Annotated in this window: 26 protein-coding genes; 9 read left to right on the forward strand and 17 right to left on the reverse strand. The window is 63.6% G+C overall.

The window, feature by feature from the left end; genetic code table 11:
- Positions 1–93: 93 nt before the first annotated feature.
- A complete protein-coding gene (locus PAQ31011_RS18645) occupies positions 94–1,509 on the reverse strand; it encodes a hypothetical protein (RefSeq protein ID WP_150577210.1) in 1,416 nt (471 codons plus the stop codon).
- A gap of 489 nt (positions 1,510–1,998) precedes the next feature.
- On the opposite strand from PAQ31011_RS18645, the gene PAQ31011_RS18650 reads away from it, so the two are divergent.
- Positions 1,999–2,592 (forward strand): hypothetical protein, encoded by a 594-nt coding sequence (locus PAQ31011_RS18650; protein WP_150577211.1) that lies wholly within the window; start codon positions 1,999–2,001, stop codon positions 2,590–2,592.
- Positions 2,593–2,686: 94 nt separating this feature from the next.
- Here PAQ31011_RS18650 and fba read toward each other — a convergent pair whose 3' ends face one another.
- The 5 genes from fba to PAQ31011_RS18675 form a co-directional block, all read right to left on the reverse strand.
- Positions 2,687–3,751 (reverse strand): class II fructose-bisphosphate aldolase, encoded by a 1,065-nt coding sequence (gene fba, locus PAQ31011_RS18655; protein WP_039396607.1) that lies wholly within the window; start codon positions 3,749–3,751, stop codon positions 2,687–2,689.
- Positions 3,752–3,883: 132 nt separating this feature from the next.
- On the reverse strand, positions 3,884–5,317 hold the full coding sequence (gene pyk, locus PAQ31011_RS18660) for a pyruvate kinase (RefSeq protein ID WP_150577212.1): 1,434 nt from the start codon (positions 5,315–5,317) through the stop codon (positions 3,884–3,886).
- A 274-nt stretch (positions 5,318–5,591) separates the two neighbouring features.
- Positions 5,592–6,797, reverse strand: a complete 1,206-nt coding sequence (locus PAQ31011_RS18665) for a phosphoglycerate kinase (protein WP_150577213.1) — start codon at positions 6,795–6,797, stop codon at positions 5,592–5,594.
- Between the two features lie 86 nt (positions 6,798–6,883).
- Positions 6,884–7,207, reverse strand: coding sequence for an AzlD domain-containing protein (locus PAQ31011_RS18670; protein ID WP_150577214.1), 324 nt, complete (start codon positions 7,205–7,207; stop codon positions 6,884–6,886).
- On the reverse strand, positions 7,207–8,064 hold the full coding sequence (locus PAQ31011_RS18675) for an AzlC family ABC transporter permease (RefSeq protein ID WP_425495116.1): 858 nt from the start codon (positions 8,062–8,064) through the stop codon (positions 7,207–7,209). Before PAQ31011_RS18675 ends, PAQ31011_RS18670 begins: the two co-directional genes overlap by 1 nt.
- A gap of 449 nt (positions 8,065–8,513) precedes the next feature.
- On the opposite strand from PAQ31011_RS18675, the gene PAQ31011_RS18680 reads away from it, so the two are divergent.
- The 5 genes from PAQ31011_RS18680 to PAQ31011_RS18700 all read left to right on the forward strand — a co-directional run bounded on the left by PAQ31011_RS18680 (position 8,514) and on the right by PAQ31011_RS18700 (position 12,085).
- On the forward strand, positions 8,514–8,708 hold the full coding sequence (locus PAQ31011_RS18680) for a zinc-finger domain-containing protein (protein WP_039396595.1): 195 nt from the start codon (positions 8,514–8,516) through the stop codon (positions 8,706–8,708).
- Positions 8,709–8,787: 79 nt separating this feature from the next.
- Entirely contained in the window at positions 8,788–9,813 is a 1,026-nt protein-coding gene (gene waaF / locus PAQ31011_RS18685) for a lipopolysaccharide heptosyltransferase II (RefSeq protein ID WP_150577215.1), read from the forward strand.
- 57 nt (positions 9,814–9,870) lie between these two features.
- Positions 9,871–10,326: a nuclear transport factor 2 family protein gene (locus tag PAQ31011_RS18690; protein ID WP_046292789.1), complete on the forward strand. Its 456-nt coding sequence runs from the start codon at positions 9,871–9,873 to the stop codon at positions 10,324–10,326.
- Between the two features lie 16 nt (positions 10,327–10,342).
- Complete coding sequence (locus PAQ31011_RS18695; RefSeq protein ID WP_150577216.1) at positions 10,343–11,374, forward strand: YheT family hydrolase; 1,032 nt, start codon at positions 10,343–10,345, stop codon at positions 11,372–11,374.
- A gap of 60 nt (positions 11,375–11,434) precedes the next feature.
- A complete protein-coding gene (locus tag PAQ31011_RS18700) occupies positions 11,435–12,085 on the forward strand; it encodes a DUF2946 family protein (protein WP_150577217.1) in 651 nt (216 codons plus the stop codon).
- A gap of 50 nt (positions 12,086–12,135) precedes the next feature.
- Here PAQ31011_RS18700 and PAQ31011_RS18705 read toward each other — a convergent pair whose 3' ends face one another.
- Positions 12,136–13,728: a M48 family metalloprotease gene (locus PAQ31011_RS18705; protein ID WP_246179654.1), complete on the reverse strand. Its 1,593-nt coding sequence runs from the start codon at positions 13,726–13,728 to the stop codon at positions 12,136–12,138.
- A 207-nt stretch (positions 13,729–13,935) separates the two neighbouring features.
- Between PAQ31011_RS18705 and moaC the strand changes: the two genes are divergently transcribed.
- On the forward strand, positions 13,936–14,415 hold the full coding sequence (moaC, locus tag PAQ31011_RS18710) for a cyclic pyranopterin monophosphate synthase MoaC (RefSeq protein WP_150577218.1): 480 nt from the start codon (positions 13,936–13,938) through the stop codon (positions 14,413–14,415).
- Positions 14,416–14,469: 54 nt separating this feature from the next.
- Here the strand turns inward: moaC and PAQ31011_RS18715 are convergent, their stop codons facing one another.
- Entirely contained in the window at positions 14,470–15,348 is an 879-nt protein-coding gene (locus PAQ31011_RS18715; RefSeq protein WP_150577219.1) for an EamA family transporter, read from the reverse strand.
- A 79-nt stretch (positions 15,349–15,427) separates the two neighbouring features.
- On the opposite strand from PAQ31011_RS18715, the gene PAQ31011_RS18720 reads away from it, so the two are divergent.
- Entirely contained in the window at positions 15,428–15,979 is a 552-nt protein-coding gene (locus PAQ31011_RS18720) for a MarR family winged helix-turn-helix transcriptional regulator (RefSeq protein ID WP_150577220.1), read from the forward strand.
- Between the two features lie 98 nt (positions 15,980–16,077).
- Here PAQ31011_RS18720 and PAQ31011_RS18725 read toward each other — a convergent pair whose 3' ends face one another.
- Positions 16,078–17,289, reverse strand: a complete 1,212-nt coding sequence (locus PAQ31011_RS18725; RefSeq protein ID WP_150577221.1) for an MFS transporter — start codon at positions 17,287–17,289, stop codon at positions 16,078–16,080.
- A gap of 101 nt (positions 17,290–17,390) precedes the next feature.
- Here PAQ31011_RS18725 and PAQ31011_RS18730 point away from each other — a divergent pair, with 101 nt between their 5' ends.
- Positions 17,391–18,323 carry a LysR substrate-binding domain-containing protein gene (locus tag PAQ31011_RS18730; RefSeq protein WP_150577222.1) on the forward strand — a complete coding sequence of 311 codons (933 nt, stop codon included), beginning with the start codon at positions 17,391–17,393 and terminating at the stop codon, positions 18,321–18,323.
- A 166-nt stretch (positions 18,324–18,489) separates the two neighbouring features.
- Here PAQ31011_RS18730 and groL read toward each other — a convergent pair whose 3' ends face one another.
- The 8 genes from groL to PAQ31011_RS18770 all read right to left on the reverse strand — a co-directional run bounded on the left by groL (position 18,490) and on the right by PAQ31011_RS18770 (position 25,808).
- A complete protein-coding gene (groL, locus tag PAQ31011_RS18735) occupies positions 18,490–20,136 on the reverse strand; it encodes a chaperonin GroEL (RefSeq protein ID WP_150577223.1) in 1,647 nt (548 codons plus the stop codon).
- 49 nt (positions 20,137–20,185) lie between these two features.
- Entirely contained in the window at positions 20,186–20,476 is a 291-nt protein-coding gene (locus PAQ31011_RS18740) for a co-chaperone GroES (protein ID WP_039396568.1), read from the reverse strand.
- Between the two features lie 391 nt (positions 20,477–20,867).
- Positions 20,868–21,251, reverse strand: coding sequence for a carboxymuconolactone decarboxylase family protein (locus tag PAQ31011_RS18745; RefSeq protein ID WP_039396565.1), 384 nt, complete (start codon positions 21,249–21,251; stop codon positions 20,868–20,870).
- An 89-nt stretch (positions 21,252–21,340) separates the two neighbouring features.
- The gene (gene proX / locus PAQ31011_RS18750) at positions 21,341–22,363 is read right to left on the reverse strand and encodes a glycine betaine/L-proline ABC transporter substrate-binding protein ProX (protein ID WP_150577224.1); all 1,023 of its coding nucleotides are present in this window, start codon (positions 22,361–22,363) and stop codon (positions 21,341–21,343) included.
- 171 nt (positions 22,364–22,534) lie between these two features.
- Positions 22,535–23,491 carry an ABC transporter permease gene (locus PAQ31011_RS18755; protein ID WP_150577225.1) on the reverse strand — a complete coding sequence of 319 codons (957 nt, stop codon included), beginning with the start codon at positions 23,489–23,491 and terminating at the stop codon, positions 22,535–22,537.
- Positions 23,484–24,530, reverse strand: a complete 1,047-nt coding sequence (locus PAQ31011_RS18760) for a quaternary amine ABC transporter ATP-binding protein (protein WP_150577226.1) — start codon at positions 24,528–24,530, stop codon at positions 23,484–23,486. The genes PAQ31011_RS18755 and PAQ31011_RS18760 overlap by 8 nt, the downstream gene beginning before the upstream one ends.
- A complete protein-coding gene (locus tag PAQ31011_RS18765) occupies positions 24,523–24,900 on the reverse strand; it encodes an NIPSNAP family protein (protein WP_150577227.1) in 378 nt (125 codons plus the stop codon). Before PAQ31011_RS18765 ends, PAQ31011_RS18760 begins: the two co-directional genes overlap by 8 nt.
- Entirely contained in the window at positions 24,897–25,808 is a 912-nt protein-coding gene (locus PAQ31011_RS18770) for an alpha/beta fold hydrolase (RefSeq protein WP_150577228.1), read from the reverse strand. The genes PAQ31011_RS18765 and PAQ31011_RS18770 overlap by 4 nt, the downstream gene beginning before the upstream one ends.
- Positions 25,809–25,825: the final 17 nt, after the last annotated feature.

Consider the following 25,825-nt stretch of genomic DNA (forward strand, 5'->3'; position numbering starts at 1 on the left):
ACGAAGATGTCGGTCCGGTGCGTTGATGGGGCCATCGTCTGGGGCCGTCATCTGCACTGCCCGTGGGCCGCGCCGCCTTTGCCCTTCGACGGCTTAGACCGGCCAGCGGCGGAACTGCGCTTCCAGCCGCGACTTTTCGGCGGCCTTCACCAGCAGCGCCACGACCGGCGCACGCGAGACCGGATTCGACAGGGGCTTCGATGCGCCCAGACAGTGCCGGTACCAGCCAGCCACCGAACTGACGTCGTAATACTTGTTGTCGCACGTCAGCCCGTAGTCGTCGAACGACACCAGCCGCACGGCGTTCGGGTCCTCGACTGCGATGGCCTCCTGCGAGATCCTGTCCGTGTGGCCGTCGATGTACGCGGGGGACAGGAAGCGGATACCGTTCAGCATGTCGAGTTCGTCACGCAACCACAGCATGGCCGTACCGGGTGGCAAGCCCCCCGACGCCAGCAACGGCGACGCCTTCTCGAAGTTCGCTTCGAGGTAGTCGGCGAGCCTGCGGCGTCCCTCCCGGCTTTGCCAGCCGATCTTGACCCCATGGTCTTTTCCCATCAGTTGCTGCCTGAGGATGTGCACGCGGCGCTCGGCACGTGTTTCACCCCGCCCCGGCTCGCGCAGCATGGTTGTGAGCCGGGACAGTTCCGCGATCAGGTCAAAGCTGCGCGCCGCCACGTTGATGTGGTGATCGCTGGCTTCGGCGCGCTGCTGGACGACTTCGTGAGCAAGGAGGCTGCGCAGGCGGGCGTCGCCACCGCGCAATTGCAGCACCGCGCTGGCAATGACGGCGCACGGCCGGGCAATGCCGCGCTCCGAGCAGACGAGCGGGATCTTGCCCGGATGCTGCCGCATGAAATCCGCCACGCCTTTGCCGGAGCGCCAGAGCGCAGCGCCGTCGATCTGGGTATCGAAGCGCTCCATGCCGTCGAACTCCATGAACTGGACGTGCGACAGGCCACCATCCAGACGGTTGGATGCGGCCGACGGCCGCCTCGCGGCGTTCGCGCAGGCGTTCATACCGGCATCCGGTGCGCCGCAGCCTCCGCCCGAGCGGGCTAAACGCGTGATATACGCACCTATCGGACGCTCCCGATAGCCGGTCACTTCCGGCTCGCCATCGTCGCGCGGCTGCTGCATCGTGCCCGGTTCGACACAGAAAATCGCGCCGATCTGAGGGTGCGTTTTGAGCATATGCGTGAGGCTGCGCGCTTCGGCTGGCGTGGCGGTCGGCCCGACGATGAAGCGGTAGCCGTCCAGTTCCAACAAGCCGAATCGCGTGCATTCGCCGTCCACGCGAATGAGCTTCGCCGTCTTCACGCCATAGCGCTCGACCCACGCTTGCGCCGTCTCGCGCAGCGGCACCGACCAGTCGGGCGTCGGATCGTCGCACTCCCAAAGCGAGATGGGAGGCGCGACAGCAGCGCTCTGGCCGGATGCGACAGGATCTCTGAGATCGTGCGACGTGGCGCGCTTCCAGTCCGCCGCCATCGTCGAGCGTGTGGCCACCGACGGCGAATCGGTTGTGGACGTGGTTTGAGAAACTTGGGAAGCGCCACTTGTCCCGGCCGTCGAGGGATCAGGATGACGGGTACCGGTCAGCGCGTCTGCCATCGGATGGGAACGCGCAGGCGGTGGAGAGGCTTCGGGTCTCGAAATCCCAAAACACCAGGTCATTGTCTTGGGGAAGCGATTGAACGGCATCGATAACTCCGGAGTGCCCGGAACGGGCAGGTTGACGGGAGGCAGGAGACTGCCACGCGTCATCCCCACGGACTTCCGGGAACGGGTAGATGCCTGTCGTTTTGCATCGGTGTTGGGGCGCTGGACGGAAGCAGGACGGGACGTGTAACGAAGCGTTGCAACGCCCGTCGACCGGGGCGGATGTTACCTACAATGGAAACGTTCACCCGACCAAAGTGGCCTGACGAGGCCGAGGGGGCTGCCATGACGATCTCATCGACACCGCGCACTGTCCGGCAGCCATGCATTGGGCGGATGGAGAGATGGCCCGACAAAGGCGGTCGCAGTGCCGTGTTCGGTCGCTTTGCCGCAGTCGTGTTTGCTGCCGTCGCCCTGCTCTCGCTGCCAAACGCGCCCGCGCTGGCGCAGACGGCCGCCCTGACGGCGACCCCACAGGCCCAGCACGCGCCCGCTCATCGGGCAACGCCGCCCCGCGCGGCGTCCGCTGGCAGCGCGACCGACGCCAGCGAGCGCCCCGTCCTGCCCCGGCTGATCGCCATTGCGCCGCCGGACGACGACGATGCCATCCCGCGCTTCGCGCTTTACGCCGCGCGCGATATCGAACAATTGGGATTGCAGTTTCCGGCGCAGGCACCCAATGGCGCTTCTGCGTCAACGGACACCGAGGTCATCATCACGATGAGCCTGCGCGACAGCGCGACCACGCGCATGCGCGACTTCTCACGTCAGCATATGAACGAGCCGATGACGCTGATCGTCGACGGCGTGGAGATGATCACCGCCACCATCCGCTCCGAGCTGGGCGGCAAATTCCAGTTGCAGATGCCCAAAGAAAAGGCCCGGCTTCTGTTCCAGCGCGTGCTGGCGAAAGCCGGGCCTGCGACCTGAGCGGAAGCGACCGTCCGACATCCGTCAGCGTCCACCCCTCGCAGGTCGGGCATTGCGTCGTCCGGGTAGCCCGGCGCGACGACAATGCGCCTGATTACTTCACGATCTGAGCGAGATCGCCGCTCTTGTACTTCTCGGCCATCTTGTCGAGCGAGACCGTCTTGATCTTGCCGGCCTGACCCTCGCAGCCGAACGACAGGTAGCGCGCCTTGCAAACCTGCTTGGCGGCTTCGCGCGCCGGCTTCAGGTAGTCACGCGGGTCGAACTTGCTCGGGTTTTCGAACAGATAGCGACGGATCGCGCCGGTCATGGCCAGGCGGATGTCGGTATCGATGTTGATCTTGCGCACGCCGTGCTTGATGCCTTCGACGATCTCTTCGACCGGCACGCCGTACGTTTCCTTCATGTCGCCACCGAATTCACGGATCTCGGCGAGCAGTTCCTGCGGCACCGACGACGAACCGTGCATCACCAGGTGGGTGTTCGGAATGCGGCGGTGGATTTCCTTGATGCGGTCGATGGCGAGAATGTCGCCCGTCGGCTTGCGGCTGAACTTGTAAGCACCGTGCGAGGTACCGATGGCGATCGCCAGCGCGTCGCACTGCGTCTGGTGCACGAAGTCGGCAGCCTGATCCGGATCGGTCAGCAGTTGTTCGCGGGTCATCGTGCCGTCGGCACCGTGGCCGTCTTCCTTGTCGCCCTTCATCGTTTCGAGCGAACCCAGCACGCCCAGTTCGGCTTCCACCGTCACGCCGATGTAGTGCGAGAACTCGACGACCTTGCGCGACACTTCGACGTTGTACTCGTAGCTGGCAACCGACTTGCCGTCGGCTTCGAGCGAACCGTCCATCATCACGCTCGAGAAGCCGCTCTTGATCGCTGCCATACAGACCGCCGGCGACTGGCCGTGATCCTGGTGCATCACGACCGGGATATGCGGGTAGGCTTCCACGGCAGCCGAGATCAGGTGACGCAGGAACGCTTCGCCAGCGTACTTACGGGCACCGGCCGAGGCTTGCATGATGACCGGCGCGCCAACTTCGTCGGCGGCGGCCATGATCGCGGAAACCTGTTCCAGATTGTTGACGTTGAAGGCCGGCAGACCGTAGCCGTTTTCGGCGGCGTGGTCCAGCAGCTGTCGCATAGAGACTAGGGGCATGATGTTCTCCTTGGAATCACAAAACTAAGCAAATCTTTCTTCGATCCGGAGGTGCCCCGCATGACGACAGCTCGCGCCCGGCGCGGCAGGTGCTGTACGCACCGCCTCGCCGCACTCGCGCGGCCCGCTTGGTCATGCCTGGCCCACCTGAACGATCTTCAACGTATTGGTGCCGCCGGGTTGCCCCATCGGCTCGCCTACCGTCAGCACGATCGTGTCGCCACGCTTCACAACGCCGTTCGACAGCAGCAGCTGTTCGGCTTGCTTGAGCGCGTGATCGCGGTCATGCGTGGCGTCGGCGCGCATCGCGTAGACGTTGCGATACAGCGCCATTTTGCGATGGCTGCTCATCTGCGACGTCAGCGCAAAAATCGGCACATGGATCTTGTGACGGGACAGCCACAACGCGGTCGCGCCCGATTCGGTCAGCGCCACGATGGCTTTCGCGCCAAGATGATACGCGGTAAACAGGGCACCGGCCGCAATCGTTTGGTCGATGCGCGTAAAAGTTTGGTTCAGCCAGTCGCGGTCGAGTTCCACCGTTTCCGAGCGCTCGGCTTCGACGCAAATCGCCGCCATCGTCTCGATCGTCTCGACCGGGTACTTGCCCGCCGCACTTTCCGCCGACAGCATCACCGCGTCGGTGCCGTCGAGCACCGCGTTGGCGACGTCGGACACCTCGGCGCGGGTCGGCACCGGGTTGTGAATCATCGACTCCATCATCTGCGTGGCCGTGATGGTCGTCTTGTTCATCTCGCGCGCGAGTTTGATCATGCGCTTTTGCAGCGCCGGCACGGCCGCATTGCCCACTTCGATGGCCAGATCGCCACGCGCAACCATGATGCAGTCCGAAGCCGCCAGAATCTCTTCAAGGGCCGGAATCGCTTCCGCACGCTCGATCTTCGCAATCATCAGCGGCTTGATGCCATACGGCTCGCCCGCCACGTTCGCCAGACGCCGCGCCATTTCCATGTCGGTGGCGTTCTTCGGGAACGAGACCGCGACGTAATCGGCGCCCAGCGCCATCGCGGTCTTGATGTCTTCCATGTCCTTCGACGTGAGCGCCGGCGCCGTCAGCCCGCCGCCCTGGCGGTTGATGCCCTTGTTGTTCGACAGGTCGCCGCCGACCTTCACGGTCGTGTGGATCTCGCTGCCGAGCACGCGGTCGACGATCAGCACGATCAGGCCGTCGTTGAGCAGCAGCACGTCGCCCGTGCGCACGTCGCGCGGCAGTTCCTTGTAGTCCAGACCGACGCGCTCGTCGTTACCGAGTTCGCACTCGCTGTCCAGAATGAACTTGGCACCGGCTTCGAGCGTGGTCTTGCCGTTCTCGAACTTGCCGACGCGAATCTTCGGGCCCTGCAGGTCGGCCATGATGGCCACTTCGCGGCCCGCCGCCTTCGCGGCCGCGCGCACCATTTCGGCGCGCTCGATGTGGTCCTGCGCCTTGCCGTGCGAGAAGTTCAGGCGAACGACGTCGACGCCTGCGGCGATCATGCGCGAAAGCACTTCCGGCGTGCTCGATGCCGGACCGATGGTGGCGACGATCTTGGTGGAGCGGTTCATTACATCCATCTCTTCATCCTCTTTGGGTAGCAGCGCTTTCGACATTACTGGCGCTTAGAGGGTTTGTAACGCAATTAGGCCGCCGCAGGTTAACCAAAAAGTTTGTATTGTCCGTACGAAATCGTTTGATTCGATCTCTAACGTTCGCAATAAAGCGATCAAAACCGCCGTCGGCGCACGTTTTCCGGACCGTCGAGCCGCCCTGCGAGCCCCGCTCCACCTGGGTTTGCACGGTTCAGAGCAAACCCAGCGCAAATTCCGCGTAGTCCGCCGATCAGTTCGACTGGGCCGCGCGTTTTTCCAGCACGTCGACAGCGGGGAGCGTCTTGCCTTCGAGGAATTCGAGGAAAGCGCCGCCACCGGTCGAGATGTAGCTGACCTGATCGGCAATACCGTACTTGGCGATGGCCGCGAGCGTGTCGCCGCCACCGGCAATCGAGAAGCCCTTGGCTGCGGCGATGGCACGCGCCAGGGTTTCCGTGCCGTGACCGAACTGGTCGAATTCGAACACGCCGACCGGACCGTTCCAGACGATGGTGCCCGCGCTGCCCAGTTGCTCGGCCAGCTTGGCGGCCGTTTGCGGGCCGATGTCGAGGATCATGTCGTCGGCCGACACGTCGGCGGCCGCCTTGACGGTCGCTTCGGCGTTCGCGCTGAATTCCTTCGCGCACACCACGTCCGTCGGGATCGGCACCGATGCGCCGCGTGCGGCCATGGCGTCGATGATCGCCTTGGCTTCTTCGACCAGATCGGCTTCGGCGAGCGACTTGCCGATCGGCAGGCCGGCGGCCAGCATGAACGTGTTGGCGATGCCGCCGCCCACGATCAGTTGATCGACCTTGTCGGCCAGCGTCTTCAGAATGGTGAGCTTGGTGGAGACTTTCGAGCCGGCCACGATGGCCACGAGCGGACGCGCCGGTGCATTGAGCGCCTTACCCAGCGCTTCGAGTTCGGCGGCGAGCAGCGGGCCTGCGCAGGCGACCGGTGCGTACTTGGCGATGCCGTGCGTGGTGGCTTCGGCGCGGTGGGCCGTGCCGAACGCGTCGTTCACGTAGACGTCGCACAGCTTGGCCATCTTCTGCGCCAGTTCGTCGTTGTCCTTCTTCTCGCCCTTGTTGACGCGGCAGTTCTCCAGCAGCACGACCGAGCCCGGGGCCGCATCGAAACCGCCGTCGACCCAGTCGGTGATCAGCTTCACGTCGCGGCCAAGCAGCTCCGCCAGACGCTTTGCCACCGGGGCAAGCGAGTCGGCGGGCTTGAATTCGCCTTCCGTCGGACGGCCCAGATGCGAGGTGACCATCACGGCAGCGCCCGCGTCGAGCGACATCTGGATGGCCGGCACCGAGGCGCGAATACGCGTGTCTTCCGTGATTCGGCCCTCATCGTCTTGCGGCACGTTCATGTCGGCGCGGATGAAGACACGTTTGCCGGCGAGGCGGCCCTGGGCGATCAAATCGGAAAGACGTACGACGGAAGCCATGAGAATCCGGAATAAATGGTGGGAAAAACATGCATTTTAACTGATCCGACCGCCCCGATGCCCATTTTGCAGGTCCGGCGTTCCACCTACAGGAACAGTCGGCCCAGCGTATAAACGACCATCCCGATCACGATCATCTCGATCATGTTCCGACGCCAGATGAACCAGCCGGTGGCCGCCACCGCCGCCGCGAGCTTGTGATTGCCCAGATGCATGGCGAACTGATGATCGAGCAGCACGACCTCCGGTACGACGATGACGGCAAGCGCCGCCGCCGGTGCGTAGCGCAGGGCGCGTTGCAGGCGTTGCGGCAGCGTCACGCGCTCACCGGCGAGCATGAAGAAGGTGCGCGTGACGATGGTGATCGCCGTCATCGCGACAAAGGCAAACCAGATTTCGAAGGTGCTCATCAGCGACGCTCTCCCGACGTGCGGCGGTCTTCATGGACGGCGTCTTTCTGCGGCTCGACGCTCTGCGTGGCCATCGGCGCGTTGGCTGCCACGTCATCGCCCGTCGAAATCGGCACCCGCACCGGATTGGCCAGCGCAAGGCGCTTCGCGTGGCGCGACGCCAGTTCGTCGCACACCATGCCCGCAGCCAGCGCGCCGAGCACGCCCAGCACCAGATTGAGGCGATACGGCAGGTCGAACGCAAGCACTCCGATGAGCGACGCGAGCGCGACCGCCAGCATCGTCGAGCGGCTATTGATCGTGTGCACCATCATGGGAATGAGTGCGAGCGTGCCTGCGAATCCCAGCCCCCAGCTATCGGGCACCAGCGCGCCGAGCACGATGCCGAGAATCGACGACACGTGCCAGACCGCCCAGTTGGAGAGCGTGATGCCGTAGTACGTCCCCTCCTTGCCCGGCACATAGCCGTTCGCGAAGTTCTGGTTCATGAACATCACAAAGCCCAGATCGCCGTTGACGTACCCGAGCGCGATGCGACGCGGCAGCGACAGATAGGAGAAATGCGGCTGGAGGCCCGCGCTGAAAATTACGAAGCGCAGATTGACGATGCCGACCGTGAGCAGAATCGTCCAGAGCGGCATCCCGGCAGCAAAGAGCGGCAGCGAGGCCAGTTGCGCCGATCCCGCGTAGAGCATCAGGCTCATGCCGATGGCCTGCGGCACGGTCAGCACCGATTTACTCATGGCGACGCCCGTCACCAGCCCCCATGAAAAGATGGCAGGTAAAAGCGGCGAAATAATGCGAAAACCGGCCGCGAACCCTTCACGTTCAGCGGCAGGCAAACGAAACATTGACATGGTCGGCTTGGGGGGCAGCGCCGGGGTGAGCGACGCGGTGTCTGGCATTACGGGGCGAAGCGGTCCCGACGGCGCCCGGCACGCCCGAGATGACCGCTAGCGGTCATGGCGCCCGCCAGGGTTGCCGGATTGTCTCGTGAATATGTTCATCATTGGCGGCGGACGTCAGGCCATTATAGCCACGGTAAATAGTTACTTAGTACGCGCAAAGCCGTCACTCGCGTGTTTTTTCTGATGCAACGCCACCGCTGTGGCATACGCGCCACGCGGACCCTGCCATGGCCGTCTGGGCCGCTAGCCGTCCGCAAAGGGCGGCGGCTGCTTTACAATAGCGTCTTTTGGTAAACGGGCGGACGTCACCCAGTGACCGACACCGTCCGGGCAATCCTCGAAACTTCGGATTCGCGGCCCACCGCGAATTCATCGAATATCACCACGGTCCGAACCCCATGAGCGAAGTCAAACAAATGCCCGTCGTCGAAGTCGGCGCTGAAGATCTCCCGGTCCACTGCCCGAACCCGAAGATGCAGTTCTGGAGCAGCCACCCGCGCGTGTTCATCGACGTGAGCCACGGCGAAGCCGCCTGTGCCTATTGCGGCACACGCTATCGCCTGAAGCCCGGCACCGTGATCAAGGGTCACTGATCGTCCGTCTTTCTCGTGAAACGGCCCGGCCGCCGGGTCCGTTTCATCGCCACGCTTAACGAATTGAGTCTCCGCCACGATGCATAAAGCCTTGGTGATCGCCCCCAACTGGATTGGGGACGCGCTGATGGCGCAGCCGTTGTTTACCCTGCTCAAGCGTCTGCATCCGCGTCTGACCATCGACGCGATCGCGCCCGGCTGGGTCGCCCCGGTGCTCGAACGCATGCCGGAGATTTCGCGCGTCGTCGCCACCGACCTCGCGCACGGCAAGTTGCAGCCGCTCGAGCGCTACCGGCTCGCAAGCGTGCTGGCCGACGAGGGGTACGACGCCGCCTATGTGCTGCCGAATTCCCTGAAGTCGTCGCTGATTCCATGGCTGGCGCGCATTCCGTTGCGCATCGGCTACAAGGGCGAGCAGCGCTACGGCCTGCTCAACGTGCGTCACGCCAATCCGCGCAAGGACGAGCGCCCGCCGATGGTGCGGCACTACGCTGCGCTCGCGTTCGCCCCGGGGGCCAAGCTGCCCGAGACGCTGCCGACGCCGCGCATCGAAGCCGACCTGAACGAATCGGCCCGCGTGTTCGCGCGCTTCGGCCTCGATCTGCGCGTGCCGCTCGTGGTGTTCTGCCCGGGCGCTGAGTTCGGACCGGCCAAGCGCTGGCCGCCGGGACACTTCGCGCAGCTCGCGCAATTGTTGCGCCGATCGTTCCCGTACGCGCAGATCATCGCGCTCGGTTCGGGCAAGGACGGGGCGCTGGCGCAGCAAATCGCCGCCGATGCGCCGTTCGTGCGTAACCTTTGCGGGCAGACGTCGCTGGCCGAGGCCTGCGCCCTGCTCGCACGCGCAAACGCCGTGGTGAGCAACGATTCGGGCCTGATGCACGTGACGGCCGCCCTGCGTCGCCCGCAGATCGCGCTGTTCGGTTCGTCCGATCCGCGCCACACGCCGCCGCTGTCCGAGCACGCGCACATCCTGTGGCTACAATTGGAATGCAGCCCGTGTTTTGCCCGCGAATGTCCGCTGGGCCATACACGCTGCCTGAACGAGTTGATGCCCGAGCATGTGTTCGCGAATCTGCGCAACATTCTGCTGACGCAGCGCTGAGCGCCGCGCACGGCAAGCTTTCGGTTCGATCCCGGTAACACTCAACGGTAAATCCTCATGCCACGTTTTGTCCGTCTGTTCGATGCCGCCAGTGAAACCATCACGGCCTTTTATGACGCGCTGCGCCGTGGTCAGACGGATCGCGCGATGACGCTCTGGGCGAACGAGGATTTCGTCAGCTACATTCGCGCCGACGGCACGCGCTGGGACGGGCTTGAGCAGATCCGCAGCGGTCTCGTCGCCCAGTTCGCGCAGAGCGTGGTGCTGATCGACTCGCTCGACACGACCGAGTACGACACCGTCGGCACGGTCGTGCACACCGCGACCGAAGCCATCCGCGTGGGCAAGGAAGACGCAGGCCAAACGACCGCCCAGCTCATCCACACGACTTACGTGCTGGTGCACGAGCAAGGCGACTGGCGCTTCGCCCACATCCACTCAAGCCCCCTGCCGCCGCATGCTGTCGAGCAATTCAGCCTGATGATGCACGCGCGTCCGGACGGACTGCACTAAGGCGTACGGTGTTCGCATGACCGCGCGCCCGGCCGTCTTTCTGCCTCAGGATTACCGGCCGCCCCGGTGGCTGCCCGACGGCCACAGCCAGACGATCTATCCCGCGTTGCTGGGCCGCCGCCCGTCGGTCGAGTTCCGTCGCGAGACCTGGGACACGCCCGACGGCGATTTCGTCGACGTCGACTGGCTGGTCGCGCCGCCCGCCTCGCAGAAATCCCCGCCCGCCCCCGACGGTCTCGTCGAAACGCCGCTGGTCGTGCTGTTCCACGGTCTGGAGGGTGGCTCGGGCAGTCATTACGCCCGCACGCTGATGCGCGAGGTCGAAGCGCAGGGCTGGCGTGGCGTGATTCCCCACTTTCGCAGTTGCAGCGGACGCATGAACCGCGCGCCGCGCTTCTATCACTCCGGCGACAGCACCGAAATCGACTGGATGCTGCAACGCCTGCGCGCCCACACGTCCGGCCCGATCTTCGCGGCGGGTGTGTCGCTCGGCGGCAATGTGCTGCTGCGCTGGCTCGGCGAGCGCGAAGGGCACGCGACGCAAATCGTCAGCGCGGCCTGCGCGATCTCCGCGCCGCTCGATCTGCGCGCGGGGGGTCTCGCGCTCTCGCACGGTTTCAACATGGTGTACACGCGCAATTTCCTCGGCACCCTCAAGAAGAAGGCGCTCGCCAAGCTCGATCAGTACCCCGGCCTTTACGACCGCAATCTGATGATGGCCGCGCGCGATCTCGGCGAATTCGATCACGTCGTCACCGCACCGCTGCACGGCTATCACAGCGCGTTCGACTACTACACACGGGCGTCGAGCAAACCGATTCTGCCCGCCATCGAAGTCCCGACGCTCGTCATCAACGCCCGCAACGACCCGTTCCAACCCGCGAGCGCCCTGCCCGGGGAAGGCGACGTCGGCCGTTACGTCCAACTGCTGCAACCGGCGCATGGCGGGCACGTCGGCTTCATGAGCGGGCCGTTTCCGGGCGGGCTGACGTGGATGCCGCATACCGTCGTCGACTACTTCCGTCAATTTCTGCCGAGCGCTGCGTGAGACTCACGCGCAGCCTCAGCGCATCATTGGCACACAATCGGCATAAATTAAGGGTTCCGAATGGATGAGATCGTTCGACAGGCGATGGCCAAATGGCCCAATGTGCCGCACTGCTACGGCTGGCTCGCACTGGATCGTCGCGGCCAGTGGCGCATGCGCGACGAACAGGCGCAGACGGAAGGCACGGCGGGTGACCCCATTCGACATACCGCGCTGATCGCGTTCATCGCCCGCAACTACACCAGCGACGACGCTGGCCGCTGGTACTTCCAGAACGGCCCCCAGCGCGTGTACGTGTCGCTCGCTTACGCACCCTTCGTGGTTCGCCTCACGTGGGATGCCACGGCGAACGACGGACGCGGCGCGCCCGTGCTGACGGATCAGTTGGGCAAGACGTTCGTGCCGCAGGCATGCCTGCTCGACGAGGATGGCAGTGTCGCCTTCGTGGGCACGAAGGCCGAGGGGGAGGCGAATGCGCCGCTAGCGCTGCTGCACGATCACGACATCGATCTGCTCACGCAGGTCTCGGATCTGGCGCAGGCATTCGAAGTGGCGGAGACGGCGGACAACACGGCGGACGCGAAGGCTGCGGTGCGTCTGCATTGGTGCAATGGTGATTCGGGTGATTCGCTGCCGCTTGCTACCGTTCACGCGGGCACGTTGCCGCAGACGTATGGCTTCGAGCGTGATCCGCAGGCGCCGGCCGACTGATTTTCGATCACGCCCCGATAGACCTCGCGACGGGACGCCCTTAGCGCCCGTCAGCCAAACTGCTTGTTGAAGTCCTTCTCGTCTTCCTTGTCTTCCTTATATCGACGCTGGAACTCGTGCAGTTTCGCGTCGATGGTCGACAGCTCGTAGAAGTCGGCATCCCCGGCGTCGCGCGCGAGCTTGAGCTGACTCACCGCCGCCATCCACTGACCTTGCAGCGCGTATTGCTCGGCGAGCGCCTCATGCTGACGCGCCCGCTTGCCGCCTGCGGCCCATGCGCCGGCCAGCGCACGCCACCAGATCGGCTCGCTGCGATAGCGCTCGACCTGCGATTGCAGGAACTTCGTGGCTTCGGGCACGCGTTGGCTAGCGATGAGCGCGTCCGCATAGGCCATGTCCGATGCTTGTGACAGCGGGAACGCTGCGCGCGCCTGTGTCGCGATCCGTAGCGCCTCGTCCGGTCGGCCGGACAACCGGGCGATATCTGAGGCCAGCACCGCCAGACTCGGCGTGCCCGGCCCAGTGCCGCCGAAGGCCGTGCGAGCGCGCTCAAGCGCGTCGCGTGCGGGCTCCCAGCGGCGTTGCTTCATTTCGGCCAGTGCCACCGCATACCATGCCCCTGCGACGCTCGGCGTGGTCTGCGTCCGGATGGCCGTGCGTTGCGCGTCTGCAATGGCCGCGAAATCGCTCGCCGACTTCTGCTGCAAGACCAGCGAGCGAGCGCGCACGAACACATATTCCGGCGACTGCTCCGGCTGACGATAACCGGCGCTGCGCGAGCGGTTGAGCATGTCGGCAATGCGCTCGGTCGTGAGCGGGTGAGTCCGCACGTATTCCGGCACGCCGGCTTCGTTGATCGAATCGGCCCGTTGCAGCCGCTCGAAGAATGTCGGCATCGCATACGTGTCGAAACCGGCCGCCTGCAACAACTGGAAGCCGACGCGATCCGCTTCGCGCTCCGCGTCGCGCGAGAACCGCAGTTGCCGGTCGACGGCCAGCCCCTGCCCGCCCATCGCAATACCCATCCCAAGATCCGAACTACGCGCGCCGATACCGGCGAGCAAGCCGAGCAGCAGGCCGCCCAGCGCAATCCACGAGTTCTGCGACTGCTGGCCGAGCATGCGTGCGATGTGATGCTGAAGGACGTGCCCCGTCTCGTGTCCGACCACGGAAGCGAGTTCCGACTCGGTACGTGTGGTGACGATCAGCCCGGTGTTGATGCCGATGAAGCCCCCGGGCAGCGAGAAGGCGTTGATCGCGGCGTCGCGCACGACGAAGAACTCGAAGCTCTGGCTGGCGTCGATCCCGATCTTGCGGGTGGCCGAGACAAGCTTGCTGCCCAGCGCATTGACATAGTCGGAGAGCAGCAGATCGTTGACGTAATCGGGATCGGCGCGGATCTCGCGCATCACGCGCTCGCCCAGCTTGCGCTCCATCGCGGGCGAAAGATCGGCGGCCGAACTTTGGCCGAGCGTGGGCAAGCTCTGCGCGGCCGCCTGCGTCGGCACGATGGCGGTGGCGAACGTCGCCGCCGTCATCACCGGCAGCATCACGGCGGCAACGATGTGCCGCCAGCGCACGACGCCGGATGAACTTGCATCGAAGGGATTGGGATGACGGGCGTGCGTCGGCATGGACGTCATGGGCGTGGGCGCAGCGTGGCGCTGATCATTCGAGGCTGCTGCTATGATAGCAGCCAGACGCGGACGTTCCGCACCGTCGCCCGAACGATAAAAACATTGGCAAATTCACCGTCGCAGGCCGCGTGATCGCGCACGATTTCGAAACGATTCTCGACGGACTCGCGACCACGCTCAGCCCGACTTCCCGCACTTTCTCAGCATCGACTCATGGCAGAACTCACCCACTTCGACACCGCCGGACAGGCCCACATGGTTGACGTCGGCGGCAAGGACAGCACGCACCGCATCGCGGTTGCGCGCGGCACTATCCGCATGAAGCCGGAAACGCTGGCGCTCATTCGCACCGGCACGGCCAAGAAGGGCGACGTGCTGGGCATCGCCCGCATCGCCGCCATTCAGGGTGCCAAGCGCACGGCCGATCTGATTCCGTTGTGCCATCCGCTGGCCCTCACCCGCGTGACGGTCGAGTTTCTCGTCGACGATGGCGCAAACGCCGTGCACTGCCGGGCGCAGGTCGAGACCATCGGGCGTACCGGCGTCGAAATGGAAGCCCTCACCGCCGTGCAAGTCGGCTTGCTGACGATTTACGACATGTGCAAGGCCGTGGATCGCGGCATGACGATGACCGACGTTCGCGTGCTGGAGAAGCACGGCGGCAAGTCGGGTGACTGGGTGTCAGCGGAGTAACACGGCACTTTCCAGCACCATTGCGCGAAAATCGGGCGGCGACCCTGACGAAAATCACGTCCGCGACGCCGTCCACTGCACGGCCAGAATGCTCGCGAAAACCATCGCAAGTCCCACGAATGCCAGGCCTTTGATGGATTGACCGAGCAACACCCAGCCGAGCACAACCGCCGTCAACGGACTGAGCAAGCCCAATGACGACACCGCTACCGGCGCAAGACGGGCGATGCCACGGAACCACAACGCATACGCCAGCAACGCCCCCGCCATCGACAGATAAACGTACCCTGCCGTCTGCCACCACGTGAGCGACGGCAGAGGCGGGTCGACCAGCAACGCCACCGGCGTCAGCATCAAACCTCCCAGCAACAGTTGCCAGCCGGTCAGCGCCAGCACAGGCATGCTCAGTCGCCAGCGACGCGTCAGATAAGTGCCGGCGGCCATGCATGCCGCCCCCGCAAGCGCCGCCAGAATGCCCACCGGCTCGAACACCGTCCCCGGCGAGAGCAGCAACACCCCCATCCCGACGACACCGGCGACCGCCGCCCATACCGTCGTCATCAGCGGTCGCCGCTGATCCACGCCCCACGCCAGCCCCATGACCAGCAACGGCTGAATCGCACCGACGACCGCCGCCAGACCTCCCGGCAACCGATAAGCCGCGACGAACAGCAATGCCTGAAACGCACCGATGTTTAATGCGGAGAGCGTCAACAATCGCGCCCAGTCGCCACGTGCAGGCCAACGTCGCACGTAAAGCAACAGCAGTAATCCCGACGGCAGCACGCGAATCAGCGCCGCCGTGAACGGTCGGTCGGGGGGCAACACCTGCGTCGTCACGATGTAGGTCGATCCCCAGATCATCGGGGCGAGTGCCGTGAAGAGCACATCCAGCCACGCGGCGCTTGTCGGCTGTGTAGAAATTCGAGTCATCGCAATTTATCTTCAATTCAAGATAAATCGAAGTTTGGTATCCTTTTGTCTTGATGTCAAGACAAAAGGAGTGAGCGGCATGGCGAAGCGACCGACGGGGGATGCAGGGAATGAGAGGCAGGGCAAGGCGTCTACGAACGGCGACGCGGTCGACAGCATCCTCGCGCAGTGGCATCGCGAGCGTCCGGATCTGGACGTGTCGCCCATGGGCGTGATTGGCCGCCTCAAGCGGTGCGCGGCGCTCGTCCAGCAGCAGATCGACGCCACGTTCGCCGAGTTCGATATGAGTGGATGGGAGTTCGACATGCTGGCGACGCTGCGTCGCTCCGGCGCGCCTTACCGACTCGCACCGACAGCGCTGTTCTCCACGCTGATGGTGACGTCGGGCACCATGACGCACCGGTTACAGCGTCTCGAAGCGCGCGGCTGGATCGCCCGTGTGCCGAACCCGGACGACGCGCGCAGTACGCTCGTCCAGTTGACCGACGACGGCTTCGCCCTGATCGAGCGCGCGGTCGAGGCGCACGTGGCCAACGAACACCGCATGCTCGCACCGCTCACCAAGGCAACGCTGATCAACGTCGAGTCCGGGCTGAGCGACTGGCTGAAGGTGCTCGAAAGCGGAAAGTGAAAGTTATCTCGACGTAAAGAAAAAGGCTCGCCGTGGCGAGCCTTTTCGACTTCAGCACGCTGCGGCAAGTCCGGTGACTTTGCCGCGGCCTTCGCGAATCAGGCCGCCGCGACCTTGCCGACGCTCTGGCGCTGCGGCCAGAAGTACCACACCGCACCGACCACTTGCAGCACGATCAGCACCGTCCACGCCGAGAAGTGACCTGCCGGGCTGTGTGCCGCGTACGCACCGAGTACCGCACCCACGCCGACCTGGCACAAGAAGATCAGCAGGAAGATGACGAGGGTGAGCGACGTATTGACGCGTCCGATCAGCGTGCCGTGGAAGTATTCCGCGAGCACGGCATACGACAGAATGCCCGTGCCACCGAAGATGCCGTAGGCAGCCCACAACCAGACCGGCGGAATCGGCGCACGCAGCATCAACAGCAACTGCACCACGACGAACAGCAACATGCCGACGCCGGAGAAGGCGAACACGCTCACACCACGACGCTCCAGCGAGCGAGCGGCCGCACCGAACACCACGCTGCCGGCCATCATCGCCAGCCCCACGACCGACACGAGCGACGCCGCTTCCGCTGCCGACAATCCTTCGACGTCGCGCATGAACGGTGCCATCCACAGCGACTGCATTGCATAGAACACACCCTGCGTGATGCCCGAGAACGACGTCACCTTCCAGAACATCGCGCTGCCGAACACCTGACGCACGCCATGCAACGCCTCCGACAAACCGCCCTGCGCATGCGAATCCGGCTTCTCCGGCGCGCCGAACCACAGCGCGACGGACATGAACACCGTGAGCGCCGCCAGTCCGAACGACACCACGCGCCAGTCCGTCAATTCGAGCAGCCAGCTCAAAGGAGTACCGACGACCACGCCGCCCAGGCCACCCACAGCCATCACCAGACCGTTGAGCAACGGCAGACGCGCTACCGGAAACCACTGCGCCAGCGCCTTGAACGCGCTGCCCAGACACACCGACACGCCCACGCCGATCAGCAGACGCCCGACCATCAGCGCGCCAACGCCCTGCGCCAGACCGAACAGCGCCGCGCCGGCCGCCGCGAGCAACAGCACGATCGACGACACCCGGCGCGGCCCGAACTTGTCGAGCAAAACGCCGGCCGGCAATTGCGCACCGGCAAAGCCGAGGAAATAAAGACTCGTGAGCAGACCGAGATCGGCGGACGAGAGACCGAGGTCATGCGTCATAAACGGCGCAAACCCGATGTTCACACCGCGATACACGTATGAGACGAAGTATCCGCAGGCGAACAGAACGAAAATCCGAAGTGCTTTTGACATGGTGTAAACCCTAAAACCAGCTTGGGTATCGATTGTCGGTGGAACGGTGCACTGAAGCCAACGAAACCTTTGTGCTCGTATTGTGAGTAGAATTTGACATCATGTTCCAACACCTCCCTCCCCTCCAATCCCTGCGTGCGCTTGAGGCAGCCGTGCGTCATCGGAGCTTTACCCGCGCCGCCGAGGAATTGAATTTGACGCACAGTGCTGTCAGCCACCATATGCGGTCGCTGGAACAGCAACTGGGCACCGCACTGTTCCGGCGGGTCGGCGCGCGGATGATTCCGACGAGTGTCGGGGCGCGTCTGGCCGAGCGGGTCCGCATCGGCATGACGGAACTGGACGAGGCGATGACCGAAGCCAAAGCGGGCATTACGCCCGACGCCACGCCGGCCATCGTCCGCCTCGAAATCAGCGTGATGACCGATCTCGCGGTGCAATGGCTGATTCCCCGGCTCGACCGCTTCAGCAAACTTCACCCGGGCATCGATCTGGTCGTGCGTATTCACGCGGATATCTCGGCTCCAGACCCCTATTCCGTCGACGTCGGCATCTGGCATCAGCGCGTGGAGACGCCGGGATTCGTCACCCGCAAGCTGCTCGACGACTTCGTGATTGCAGTAGGCAGCCCTGACCTGATCGCCACCGTGCCGGGTTTCACGCTCGCCGATACGCCCAAACTGCCGATGCTGCGCTTCGCCTACCGATCATGGCGGGACTGGCAGGTGGCCGCCGGATTACCGCCGCATGAGCCGACACGCGGACCGATTTTCGACGATTCGGGGTTGTTGTTGCGCGCAGCGCTGGCGGGACATGGCGTGGCCACCGCGCGTAGTTTGCTGGTGCGCGACACGCTGGCGTCAGGGGAATTGGTACAGATCGGCGATGTGCGGATTCCGCCGAGTCTGGAATACCACGTGAACTGGCGAGAGAACCATCCGCGCGAACGGGCGATTCACGCCTTCTGGGACTGGATGCAGGATGAAATTGCGGCCACGGTGCCGTTGCAGCCGTCACCGATCAAATCCCGCTGATCGGGACCTTTGAAGCGCGCATAAAAAAACGGCAACGAATTCCAAGGAGTTCGTTGCCGTTTCAGGCGCGGGCTTCGGCGCTCGGATCGAGATCCTTGCGCGAAGCCCGGCAGCCGGGCATTCGGAGCACCTTGCGGCACCCCGGTCATGCAGTCTCTTGCGAGACTTACATGCCCATGCCCATGCCGCCCATACCGCCCATGTCGCCCATACCGCCGGCCATCGGAGCATCTTCCTTCGGCAGTTCGGCAACGGCGCAGTCGGTCGTCAGGAGCAGGCCCGACACCGAAGCGGCGTTTTGCAGTGCGGTGCGGGTGACCTTGGTCGGGTCCACAACGCCCATTTCCACCAGATCGCCGTACTCGCCCGACGATGCGTTGTAGCCGTAGTTGCCCTTGCCGGCAACGACGTTAGCCACAACGACGCTGGCTTCTTCGCCACCGTTGGTGACGATCTGACGCAGCGGCTCTTCCATCGCGCGCAGCACGATCTTGATACCGGCGTCCTGGTCAGCGTTGGCACCCTTGAGGTCCGACACAGCCACGCGAGCACGCAGCAGCGCAACACCGCCGCCCGGGACGATGCCTTCTTCCACGGCAGCGCGGGTTGCGTGCAGCGCGTCTTCCACGCGTGCCTTCTTTTCCTTCATTTCGACTTCGGTCGCAGCACCGACCTTGATCACGGCAACACCGCCGGCCAGCTTGGCCACGCGCTCTTGCAGCTTTTCACGGTCGTAGTCGCTGGTGGCTTCTTCGATCTGGGCGCGGATCTGCTTGACGCGCGCTTCGATGTTCACAGCTTCACCGGCGCCATCGATGATGATGGTGTTTTCCTTGCCGATTTCGATGCGCTTGGCTTGACCCAGCTCAGCCAGCGTAGCCTTTTCCAGCGTCAGGCCGATTTCTTCGGCGATGACCTGGCCGCCCGTCAGGATGGCGATGTCTTCCAGCATGGCCTTGCGGCGGTCGCCGAAGCCCGGAGCCTTGACGGCGCAGGTCTTCAGGATGCCACGGATGTTGTTGACCACCAGCGTTGCCAGGGCTTCGCCCTCGACGTCTTCGGCAATGATCAGCAGCGGACGGCCAGCCTTGGCGACTTGCTCGAGCACCGGCAGCAGGTCACGGATGTTCGACACCTTCTTGTCGAACAGCAGGACGAACGGGTTCTCCAGGATCGCGACTTGCTTTTCCGGGGTGTTGATGAAGTACGGCGAGAGGTAGCCGCGGTCGAATTGCATACCTTCGACGACGTCCAGCTCGTCTTGCAGCGACTTGCCGTCTTCGACGGTGATCACGCCTTCCTTGCCGACCTTGTCCATTGCCTTGGCAATGTAGTCACCGATCGAGGTGTCGCTGTTGGCCGAGATCGAGCCGACTTGAGCGATTTCCTTGTTCGTGGTGCAGGGCTTGCTGATCTTGCGCAGTTCTTCGATAGCAGCGGCGACAGCCTTGTCGATACCGCGCTTCAGGTCCATCGGGTTCATGCCCGAGGCAACGTACTTCATGCCTTCGCGAACGATCGACTGAGCCAGCACCGTTGCGGTGGTGGTACCGTCGCCGGCGTTGTCGCTGGTCTTGGAAGCCACTTCCTTGACCATTTGCGCGCCCATGTTCTGGAGCTTGTCCTTGAGTTCGATTTCCTTGGCGACCGACACACCGTCCTTGGTCACGGTCGGGCCGCCGAAGCTGCGCTCGAGCACGACGTTACGGCCCTTCGGGCCCAGGGTCACCTTGACGGCGTTGGCGAGGATGTTGACACCCTCAACCATCTTGGAACGAGCGGCATCGCCGAAAACGACTTCTTTAGCTGCCATTGCATTAACTCCTTGGATTCTTTACGTAGATGTCTGGGGGCAGACAGTCTTAGGCGGCCACGACGGCCATGATGTCTTCTTCGCGCATGACCAGCAGTTCCTGGCCATCGACCTTCACGCCTTGGCCGGCGTACTTGCCGAACAGAACGCGGTCGCCCACCTTCACGTCGAGTGCGATCAACTTGCCTTGATCATCGCGCTTGCCCGGGCCGACAGCCAGGATTTCGCCCTGGTCCGGCTTTTCGGCGGCGGCTTCCGGGATCACGATGCCCGAAGCCGTCTTCGTTTCGTTGTCCAGGCGCTTGACAATTACGCGGTCATGCAAGGGACGAAGGTTCATTACAAGCTCCTCTTTCTCTCAGTGAGATCGTCAAAACTAAATATGCAAACATTTGCATATTTGGTGAATTCATGGCGTTAGCACTCTGCGCCAACGAGTGCTAATTATAGGGACGGGGTTTTACGATTTCAAGACGCGGGGTTTTCCCGGAGGTGAGATTTATCCCTAACGGTCGAGATGTCGAGATTCGTTGAGTTTTTAATTTTGTTCGCTCAACTTTGAACTCGCCGGATGGACAGCCAAGACAAACCCTTTTGAATCAACAACATATGCGACAACTGCGGCCCTCACCCTTGCGGTGAACCGCGACGAGACTTGTACGGTAAACGACTATGGGCACCCGGCAACGACGTCGGCAGACATCGTTGCCGGTCCCTGACGATCTCTCGGCTCAGGCTTCGGCGGCCAGGGTATCGAATACTTCCCGCGCCACGCGGAAGCTATCGATCGCAGCAGGAACCCCCGCATAGATCGCTGCTTGCAGGAAGACCTCCGTGATTTCTTCCTTCGTCACGCCGTTGGTCAACGCGCCGCGCACGTGCAACTTCAGTTCGTGCGGACGGTTCATGACGGTGAGCATGCCAAGGTTGAGCAGACTGCGGGTACGCCGGTCCAGTCCGGGGCGATTCCATATCTCCCCCCAGCAGTACTCCGTCACCAGTTCCTGCATCGGACGATTGAACGCATCGGCCGAGGCAATCGACTTGTCCACGTACTCGCTACCCAGCACCTCGCGGCGTGTCTTCAGCCCTCTTTCAAACAATTCCGAACTCATCGAACGCTCTCCTCATGTTCTGACTGCTGATTCCTGACCGCTGATTCACGACCTCAGAAGCAAGGCCGCGTGAGCGGCCATGCCTTCGCTCAATGCGCCTTGAGCGCCGTCGCCACCCATTGATCCATCTGCGCCTTGTTGGCAGCAATCCACTCGTCGGACAGTTTCGTGATCAGCGCGGGCGAACCGCCTTCCTTGCTGATGATGGCCTCCCACTGCGACCACGTCTTGCCCGGGAAGCGAATCTGCTCGATCAGCGTCTTCACGGCCGGATTGGCCGCGACGAACTGCTTGTTCGCCACCGAACCCCAGTTCCACGACGCCATCGCCATGCGGCACGGATTCGCACCGCCCGCACACCCTTCCACGTTGTTCACGAGCGCCGAGCCCTTGTTCGGGACGTTCGGCGGCAGCGCGTCTGCCGGCGTCGGCAACCACACGACATCCACACCCGGCACGAGCGCGTTCGTCACCCACGACGGGCTCCACGCATAGAAGAATGCCGGCTTGCCCTGTTTGACCTTCGTGACCGCCTCGACCATCAGTGCTTCGTACTTGCCGCGCACCGCCTTGACCGTCTGTTTCAGGCCGAACTTGTCGATCTGATAATCGACGACATCGCCACAGCTCCAGCCCGGGTCGCAACTGATCAACTCGGCCTTGCCGTCCCTGCCGAAGAGTCCGGCGATCTTGGGGTCCTTCATCTGCTCAAGACTGGTGATGTGATATTGCAGCGCTGTCTTCTTGTCGATGAGATAGCCGTTGATCCCATCGCCCGAAATCAGGCCGGAGCCAACCACCATGGCCTGCGCCGCCACGGCGCGAAAGCCCGGCTCGCGCTGCGGGAAGTTCACGTCGGTCGCGATATCGATATCGCCCTGCGCTACCGCCTGGAAGAACAGCGTGGTGTTCATCGTGCTGAGCTTGACGTCGTAGCCGAGCCCCTTGAATGCCTTCGAGACGATCTGGGCGACGACGTAATTCCCGCCGAAGCTATCGCTCTGCGCGTAGCGAATCGTCTTTCCCGTGCCAGGAAGCGTCTGCGCGTGCAACGCGCCCGCCGCGACGAGCGAAAGCGTGAACGAGGCGAATGCCTTTGCCAATCCTTTCATTGCTGCTCTCCAAGACTTGTTCGATCCGTCGGATCGTCGAGTTATCGGCCCGCCTGACGTGCGCATGCGGGCACGGGTGCCGGTCCCTGACGTCAACACCCCGTCGTCAGGGCCAGCCTTCCAGTTGTTGCGAAACCGGGTTTCAGCGGTTCAAAGGGTCAGGACTCACGCTCAGAGGGCTTCGCGCGCGTCTGCCTGCGTCGTCGGCCCCACACCGGCGCTGCCTTGTCGCTTCGGCTCCCCGCGAAACAAGCGCCAGATGACGGCACGGAATGTCTGCTGGTCACGCGGCCGGGTTCTCGCGAGCTTCTGCGTGAAGCGATCGAGCATCATGGCCAGAAGCACAATGGCGATGCCGCCAACGGCCGCACGTCCAACATCGAGACGTCCCAGTCCCTGCAGCACCACCAGCCCGAGGCCTTCCGCGCCGATCATCGCCACCACGACCGACATCACCATCGCAGTCAGCACCGTCTGGTTCAGACCGCCGAGAATGGTCGGAATCGCCAGGGGAAATTGCACTTCCCACAGCAACTGCCGCTTGTCCGCACCGAATGCGAGCCCCGCCTCCACGATCTCGTGTTCGACCATGCGAATCCCCAGATGCGTGAAACGGATAAGCGGCGGCATCGCAGCGGTCACCACCGCGACTTCACCCGGCACATTGCCCACGCCGAAGAGCATCACCACCGGTACGAGATACACGAACGTCGGTGTCGTCTGCATGATGTCGAGCACCGGCCGCACCACCAACCAGACGCGTTCGCTACGCGCGCTCCAGATGCCGATCGGAATGCCGATAAGCGCACAGAAAAAGATCGCCGTCATGATGAGCGAGAGCGTCGTCATCGCCTCGTTCCAGACACCGAGCACGGCGATCGCCACGAACACCACTGCGCTGAACACCGCCACGCTCAGGCTGGCCAATCGCCAGCAAATCAGGAAGGCGATCACGACCAGCACAGGAAACGGCGCGGCGTGGATCGCACTGTCGTTAAAGGTCAGCAACCGCTCGACAGGCCATTTGATCAGCAGGAACAGCGGACGCATGTGCATCGCCATCCACTGGACCCCTTCCTGAATCCATTGATCGATAGGGAATACCGCGAGTTGATCGGCATTAAGCATGGTGGTCTCCTGCGCCCGCAGCGGTGCCGATCCGGGCAAGTAGCTGATTCACATCCAGAACGCCGATCAACTTGCCGTCGTCGTCGGTCACGCCGACCGGCTCGTCAAACCGCACGCGTGCGGCGACATCCACCAGACGCATGTCCGATGGCACGCAAACGATTCGCTGATGGGGGTCGCGCGTGGCGTCGAGCGGCTTCATGACCGAGCGGGCGTCGAACAGCCGCGCACGGTCTACGTCGCGCGTGAATGCCGCCACGTAGTCGCTCCCCGGCGCCAGCACGATCTGCTGCGGTGTGCCTTCGCGCACGAGGCGGCCATCGGCCATGATCGCGATGCGTGTGCCGAGCTTGAGTGCTTCCTGAAAGTCGTGGGTGATGAAAAGAATGGTCTTGTTGAGCGTGTGTTGGAGTCGCAGCAACTCGTCCTGCATCTCGGTGCGGATCAGCGGATCGAGCGCGCTGAATGCCTCGTCCATGATCAGCACGTCGGCCTCGGTCGCGAGCGCGCGGGCGAGGCCCACGCGCTGACGCATGCCGCCGCTCAGTTCGTGCGGCATGTGATAGGCCCAACGCGCCAGCCCCACCACGCTCAGCACTTCCTCAGCCCGGCGGCGACGCTCAGCCGTCGGCATGCCGCGCAGCTTGAGGCCGAACTCGACGTTTTCGATCACACGACGATTCGGCAGCAGCGCGAAGTGCTGGAACACCATCGAGATGCGATTGCGGCGCACCTCGCGCAGTCCGCGCTCGTCGAGCGCACAGATGTCTTCACCGTCGAGCAGAATCCGGCCATCGGATGGCTCGTTAAGCCGGTTGATGCAGCGCGCAAGCGTCGATTTCCCCGAGCCCGACAGTCCCATGATCATGTAGATGGCGCCGGACGGCACGGTCAGCGACACGTCGTCCAGGCCCACGACCTGGCCCAGTGCCTCGAGCACGTCGGACTTGCGTTTGCCATCGCGCAACATGGCCAGCGCACGCGCCGGCTTGTCGGCGAAGACCTTGTACAGGTTTTCGATTCTCAGTCGGTCAGTCACGGCTTGTCTCCCATGATTCCTTTACATCAGTTGCCTGGGGTGCCTGCGGCGTGAACGCCGTGAGCGGGGAAAAATCGGTCGGTATCAGAATGCGGTTCTCTGCCTGTTCGATCAATTCGGACAGACGCGGAATGAACGCCTGCCAACGTTTGTCCTGCGCGAGCGACGCGCGCCGGCGTGCCCGCTCGTCCAGACTGGGATACGCCCAGAGATGCGTCACTTGACTCAACGGCCCGATATCCGTCGTGAAGTACCCGACGAGATGCCCCAGAATGGGCTGCTGGATGGCCAATCCCTCAGTACGCACGAGATTCAGGTACTGACTCATGCAGCCGTTCCGGATACGGTAAATGCGCTCTTCGACAATCATGCTCCGCTCCCTGCTCCTTCGCTGGCACCCGCGCGCTCGCTGTCACCGGCAAGGAAATCCCGCATCAGATCCGCCACCTGCCCCGACGCCTCGACCAGAATCGAATGCCGCATGCCCTGCAGGATGGCCAACTGCGAGCCGACGATGCACTCATGCATGAAATGGGCCATGCGCGGGTTCGAACCCTGATCGTCTTCGCCGGTGACGATGAGCGTCGGCATGCGAATCTGATCGATGAACCCGCCGAAATCCGTCTCCGCCAGCACGCGATACGCCGACGCGTAGCAATCCGGATCGTTCTGGGCGTTGCGCTCTCGCAAGTAAGCGATCCGCGCCGGGTGCTTCGCCTGGAAATCCTCGGTCAGCCAGCGTGAGAGCGATGCGTCGTAATGCGCGCCGCGCTCCCCGCTTTGCAGTGCGGCAAGACGTGCCAGCACACGCTCACGCTCCTCACGGGTGCGCCCCGACACCGTCGCGAGCAACACCAGACGGCGCAGCCGTGACGGATGCGACAGTGCAAGCCGCTGGGCAATCAACCCGCCCAGCGAGAAGCCCGCCAGATCGAACGTGGTGAAGCCCACGTGATCGGCCAGCGCCAGTGCGTCCGTCACAAAATCGTCGATTTCGTAGCGCCCCTTCACCCGCGACGAGCGGCCGTGGCCGCGCAGATCGAAGGTCAGGATGCGGAAATCGTCGGCCAGTGCGGCAGCCACGTCGTCCCACGCTTCCTGATACGAGCCCACGCCGTGAATGCAGACGAGCGCACGAGCGCCACGCCCGAGTAAACGGTAGGCGAGCGTGACGTCGCCCACTTGCAATGTCTGCTCACGCGGGGCGTCAGTCGCTTCGGACGCTGCGGAACGTTCAGGACGCTCCGGACGCTCGGGACGCTCGGGAGGTTGAGTCATAGCGCGCGCGTCCATGC

Origin of the sequence: Pandoraea aquatica (assembly GCF_902459565.1) — a bacterium.
GTDB classification, from domain to species: domain Bacteria; phylum Pseudomonadota; class Gammaproteobacteria; order Burkholderiales; family Burkholderiaceae; genus Pandoraea; species Pandoraea aquatica.

Excerpts from the sequence above, each read along its gene's own strand:
- PAQ31011_RS18650 (WP_150577211.1), top strand. The coding sequence starts at position 1,999 with ATGGAGAGATGGCCCGACAAAGGCGGTCGCAGTGCCGTGTTCGGTCGC.
- fba (WP_039396607.1), bottom strand. The coding sequence starts at position 3,751 with ATGCCCCTAGTCTCTATGCGACAGCTGCTGGACCACGCCGCCGAAAAC.
- pyk (WP_150577212.1), bottom strand. The coding sequence starts at position 5,317 with ATGAACCGCTCCACCAAGATCGTCGCCACCATCGGTCCGGCATCGAGC.
- PAQ31011_RS18665 (WP_150577213.1), bottom strand. The coding sequence starts at position 6,797 with ATGGCTTCCGTCGTACGTCTTTCCGATTTGATCGCCCAGGGCCGCCTC.
- PAQ31011_RS18670 (WP_150577214.1), bottom strand. The coding sequence starts at position 7,207 with ATGAGCACCTTCGAAATCTGGTTTGCCTTTGTCGCGATGACGGCGATC.
- PAQ31011_RS18675 (WP_425495116.1), bottom strand. The coding sequence starts at position 8,064 with ATGTCAATGTTTCGTTTGCCTGCCGCTGAACGTGAAGGGTTCGCGGCC.
- PAQ31011_RS18680 (WP_039396595.1), top strand. The coding sequence starts at position 8,514 with ATGAGCGAAGTCAAACAAATGCCCGTCGTCGAAGTCGGCGCTGAAGAT.
- waaF (WP_150577215.1), top strand. The coding sequence starts at position 8,788 with ATGCATAAAGCCTTGGTGATCGCCCCCAACTGGATTGGGGACGCGCTG.
- PAQ31011_RS18690 (WP_046292789.1), top strand. The coding sequence starts at position 9,871 with ATGCCACGTTTTGTCCGTCTGTTCGATGCCGCCAGTGAAACCATCACG.
- PAQ31011_RS18695 (WP_150577216.1), top strand. The coding sequence starts at position 10,343 with ATGACCGCGCGCCCGGCCGTCTTTCTGCCTCAGGATTACCGGCCGCCC.
- PAQ31011_RS18700 (WP_150577217.1), top strand. The coding sequence starts at position 11,435 with ATGGATGAGATCGTTCGACAGGCGATGGCCAAATGGCCCAATGTGCCG.
- PAQ31011_RS18705 (WP_246179654.1), bottom strand. The coding sequence starts at position 13,728 with ATGACGTCCATGCCGACGCACGCCCGTCATCCCAATCCCTTCGATGCA.
- moaC (WP_150577218.1), top strand. The coding sequence starts at position 13,936 with ATGGCAGAACTCACCCACTTCGACACCGCCGGACAGGCCCACATGGTT.
- PAQ31011_RS18715 (WP_150577219.1), bottom strand. The coding sequence starts at position 15,348 with ATGACTCGAATTTCTACACAGCCGACAAGCGCCGCGTGGCTGGATGTG.
- PAQ31011_RS18720 (WP_150577220.1), top strand. The coding sequence starts at position 15,428 with ATGGCGAAGCGACCGACGGGGGATGCAGGGAATGAGAGGCAGGGCAAG.
- PAQ31011_RS18725 (WP_150577221.1), bottom strand. The coding sequence starts at position 17,289 with ATGTCAAAAGCACTTCGGATTTTCGTTCTGTTCGCCTGCGGATACTTC.
- PAQ31011_RS18730 (WP_150577222.1), top strand. The coding sequence starts at position 17,391 with ATGTTCCAACACCTCCCTCCCCTCCAATCCCTGCGTGCGCTTGAGGCA.
- groL (WP_150577223.1), bottom strand. The coding sequence starts at position 20,136 with ATGGCAGCTAAAGAAGTCGTTTTCGGCGATGCCGCTCGTTCCAAGATG.
- PAQ31011_RS18740 (WP_039396568.1), bottom strand. The coding sequence starts at position 20,476 with ATGAACCTTCGTCCCTTGCATGACCGCGTAATTGTCAAGCGCCTGGAC.
- PAQ31011_RS18745 (WP_039396565.1), bottom strand. The coding sequence starts at position 21,251 with ATGAGTTCGGAATTGTTTGAAAGAGGGCTGAAGACACGCCGCGAGGTG.
- proX (WP_150577224.1), bottom strand. The coding sequence starts at position 22,363 with ATGAAAGGATTGGCAAAGGCATTCGCCTCGTTCACGCTTTCGCTCGTC.
- PAQ31011_RS18755 (WP_150577225.1), bottom strand. The coding sequence starts at position 23,491 with ATGCTTAATGCCGATCAACTCGCGGTATTCCCTATCGATCAATGGATT.
- PAQ31011_RS18765 (WP_150577227.1), bottom strand. The coding sequence starts at position 24,900 with ATGATTGTCGAAGAGCGCATTTACCGTATCCGGAACGGCTGCATGAGT.
- PAQ31011_RS18770 (WP_150577228.1), bottom strand. The coding sequence starts at position 25,808 with ATGACTCAACCTCCCGAGCGTCCCGAGCGTCCGGAGCGTCCTGAACGT.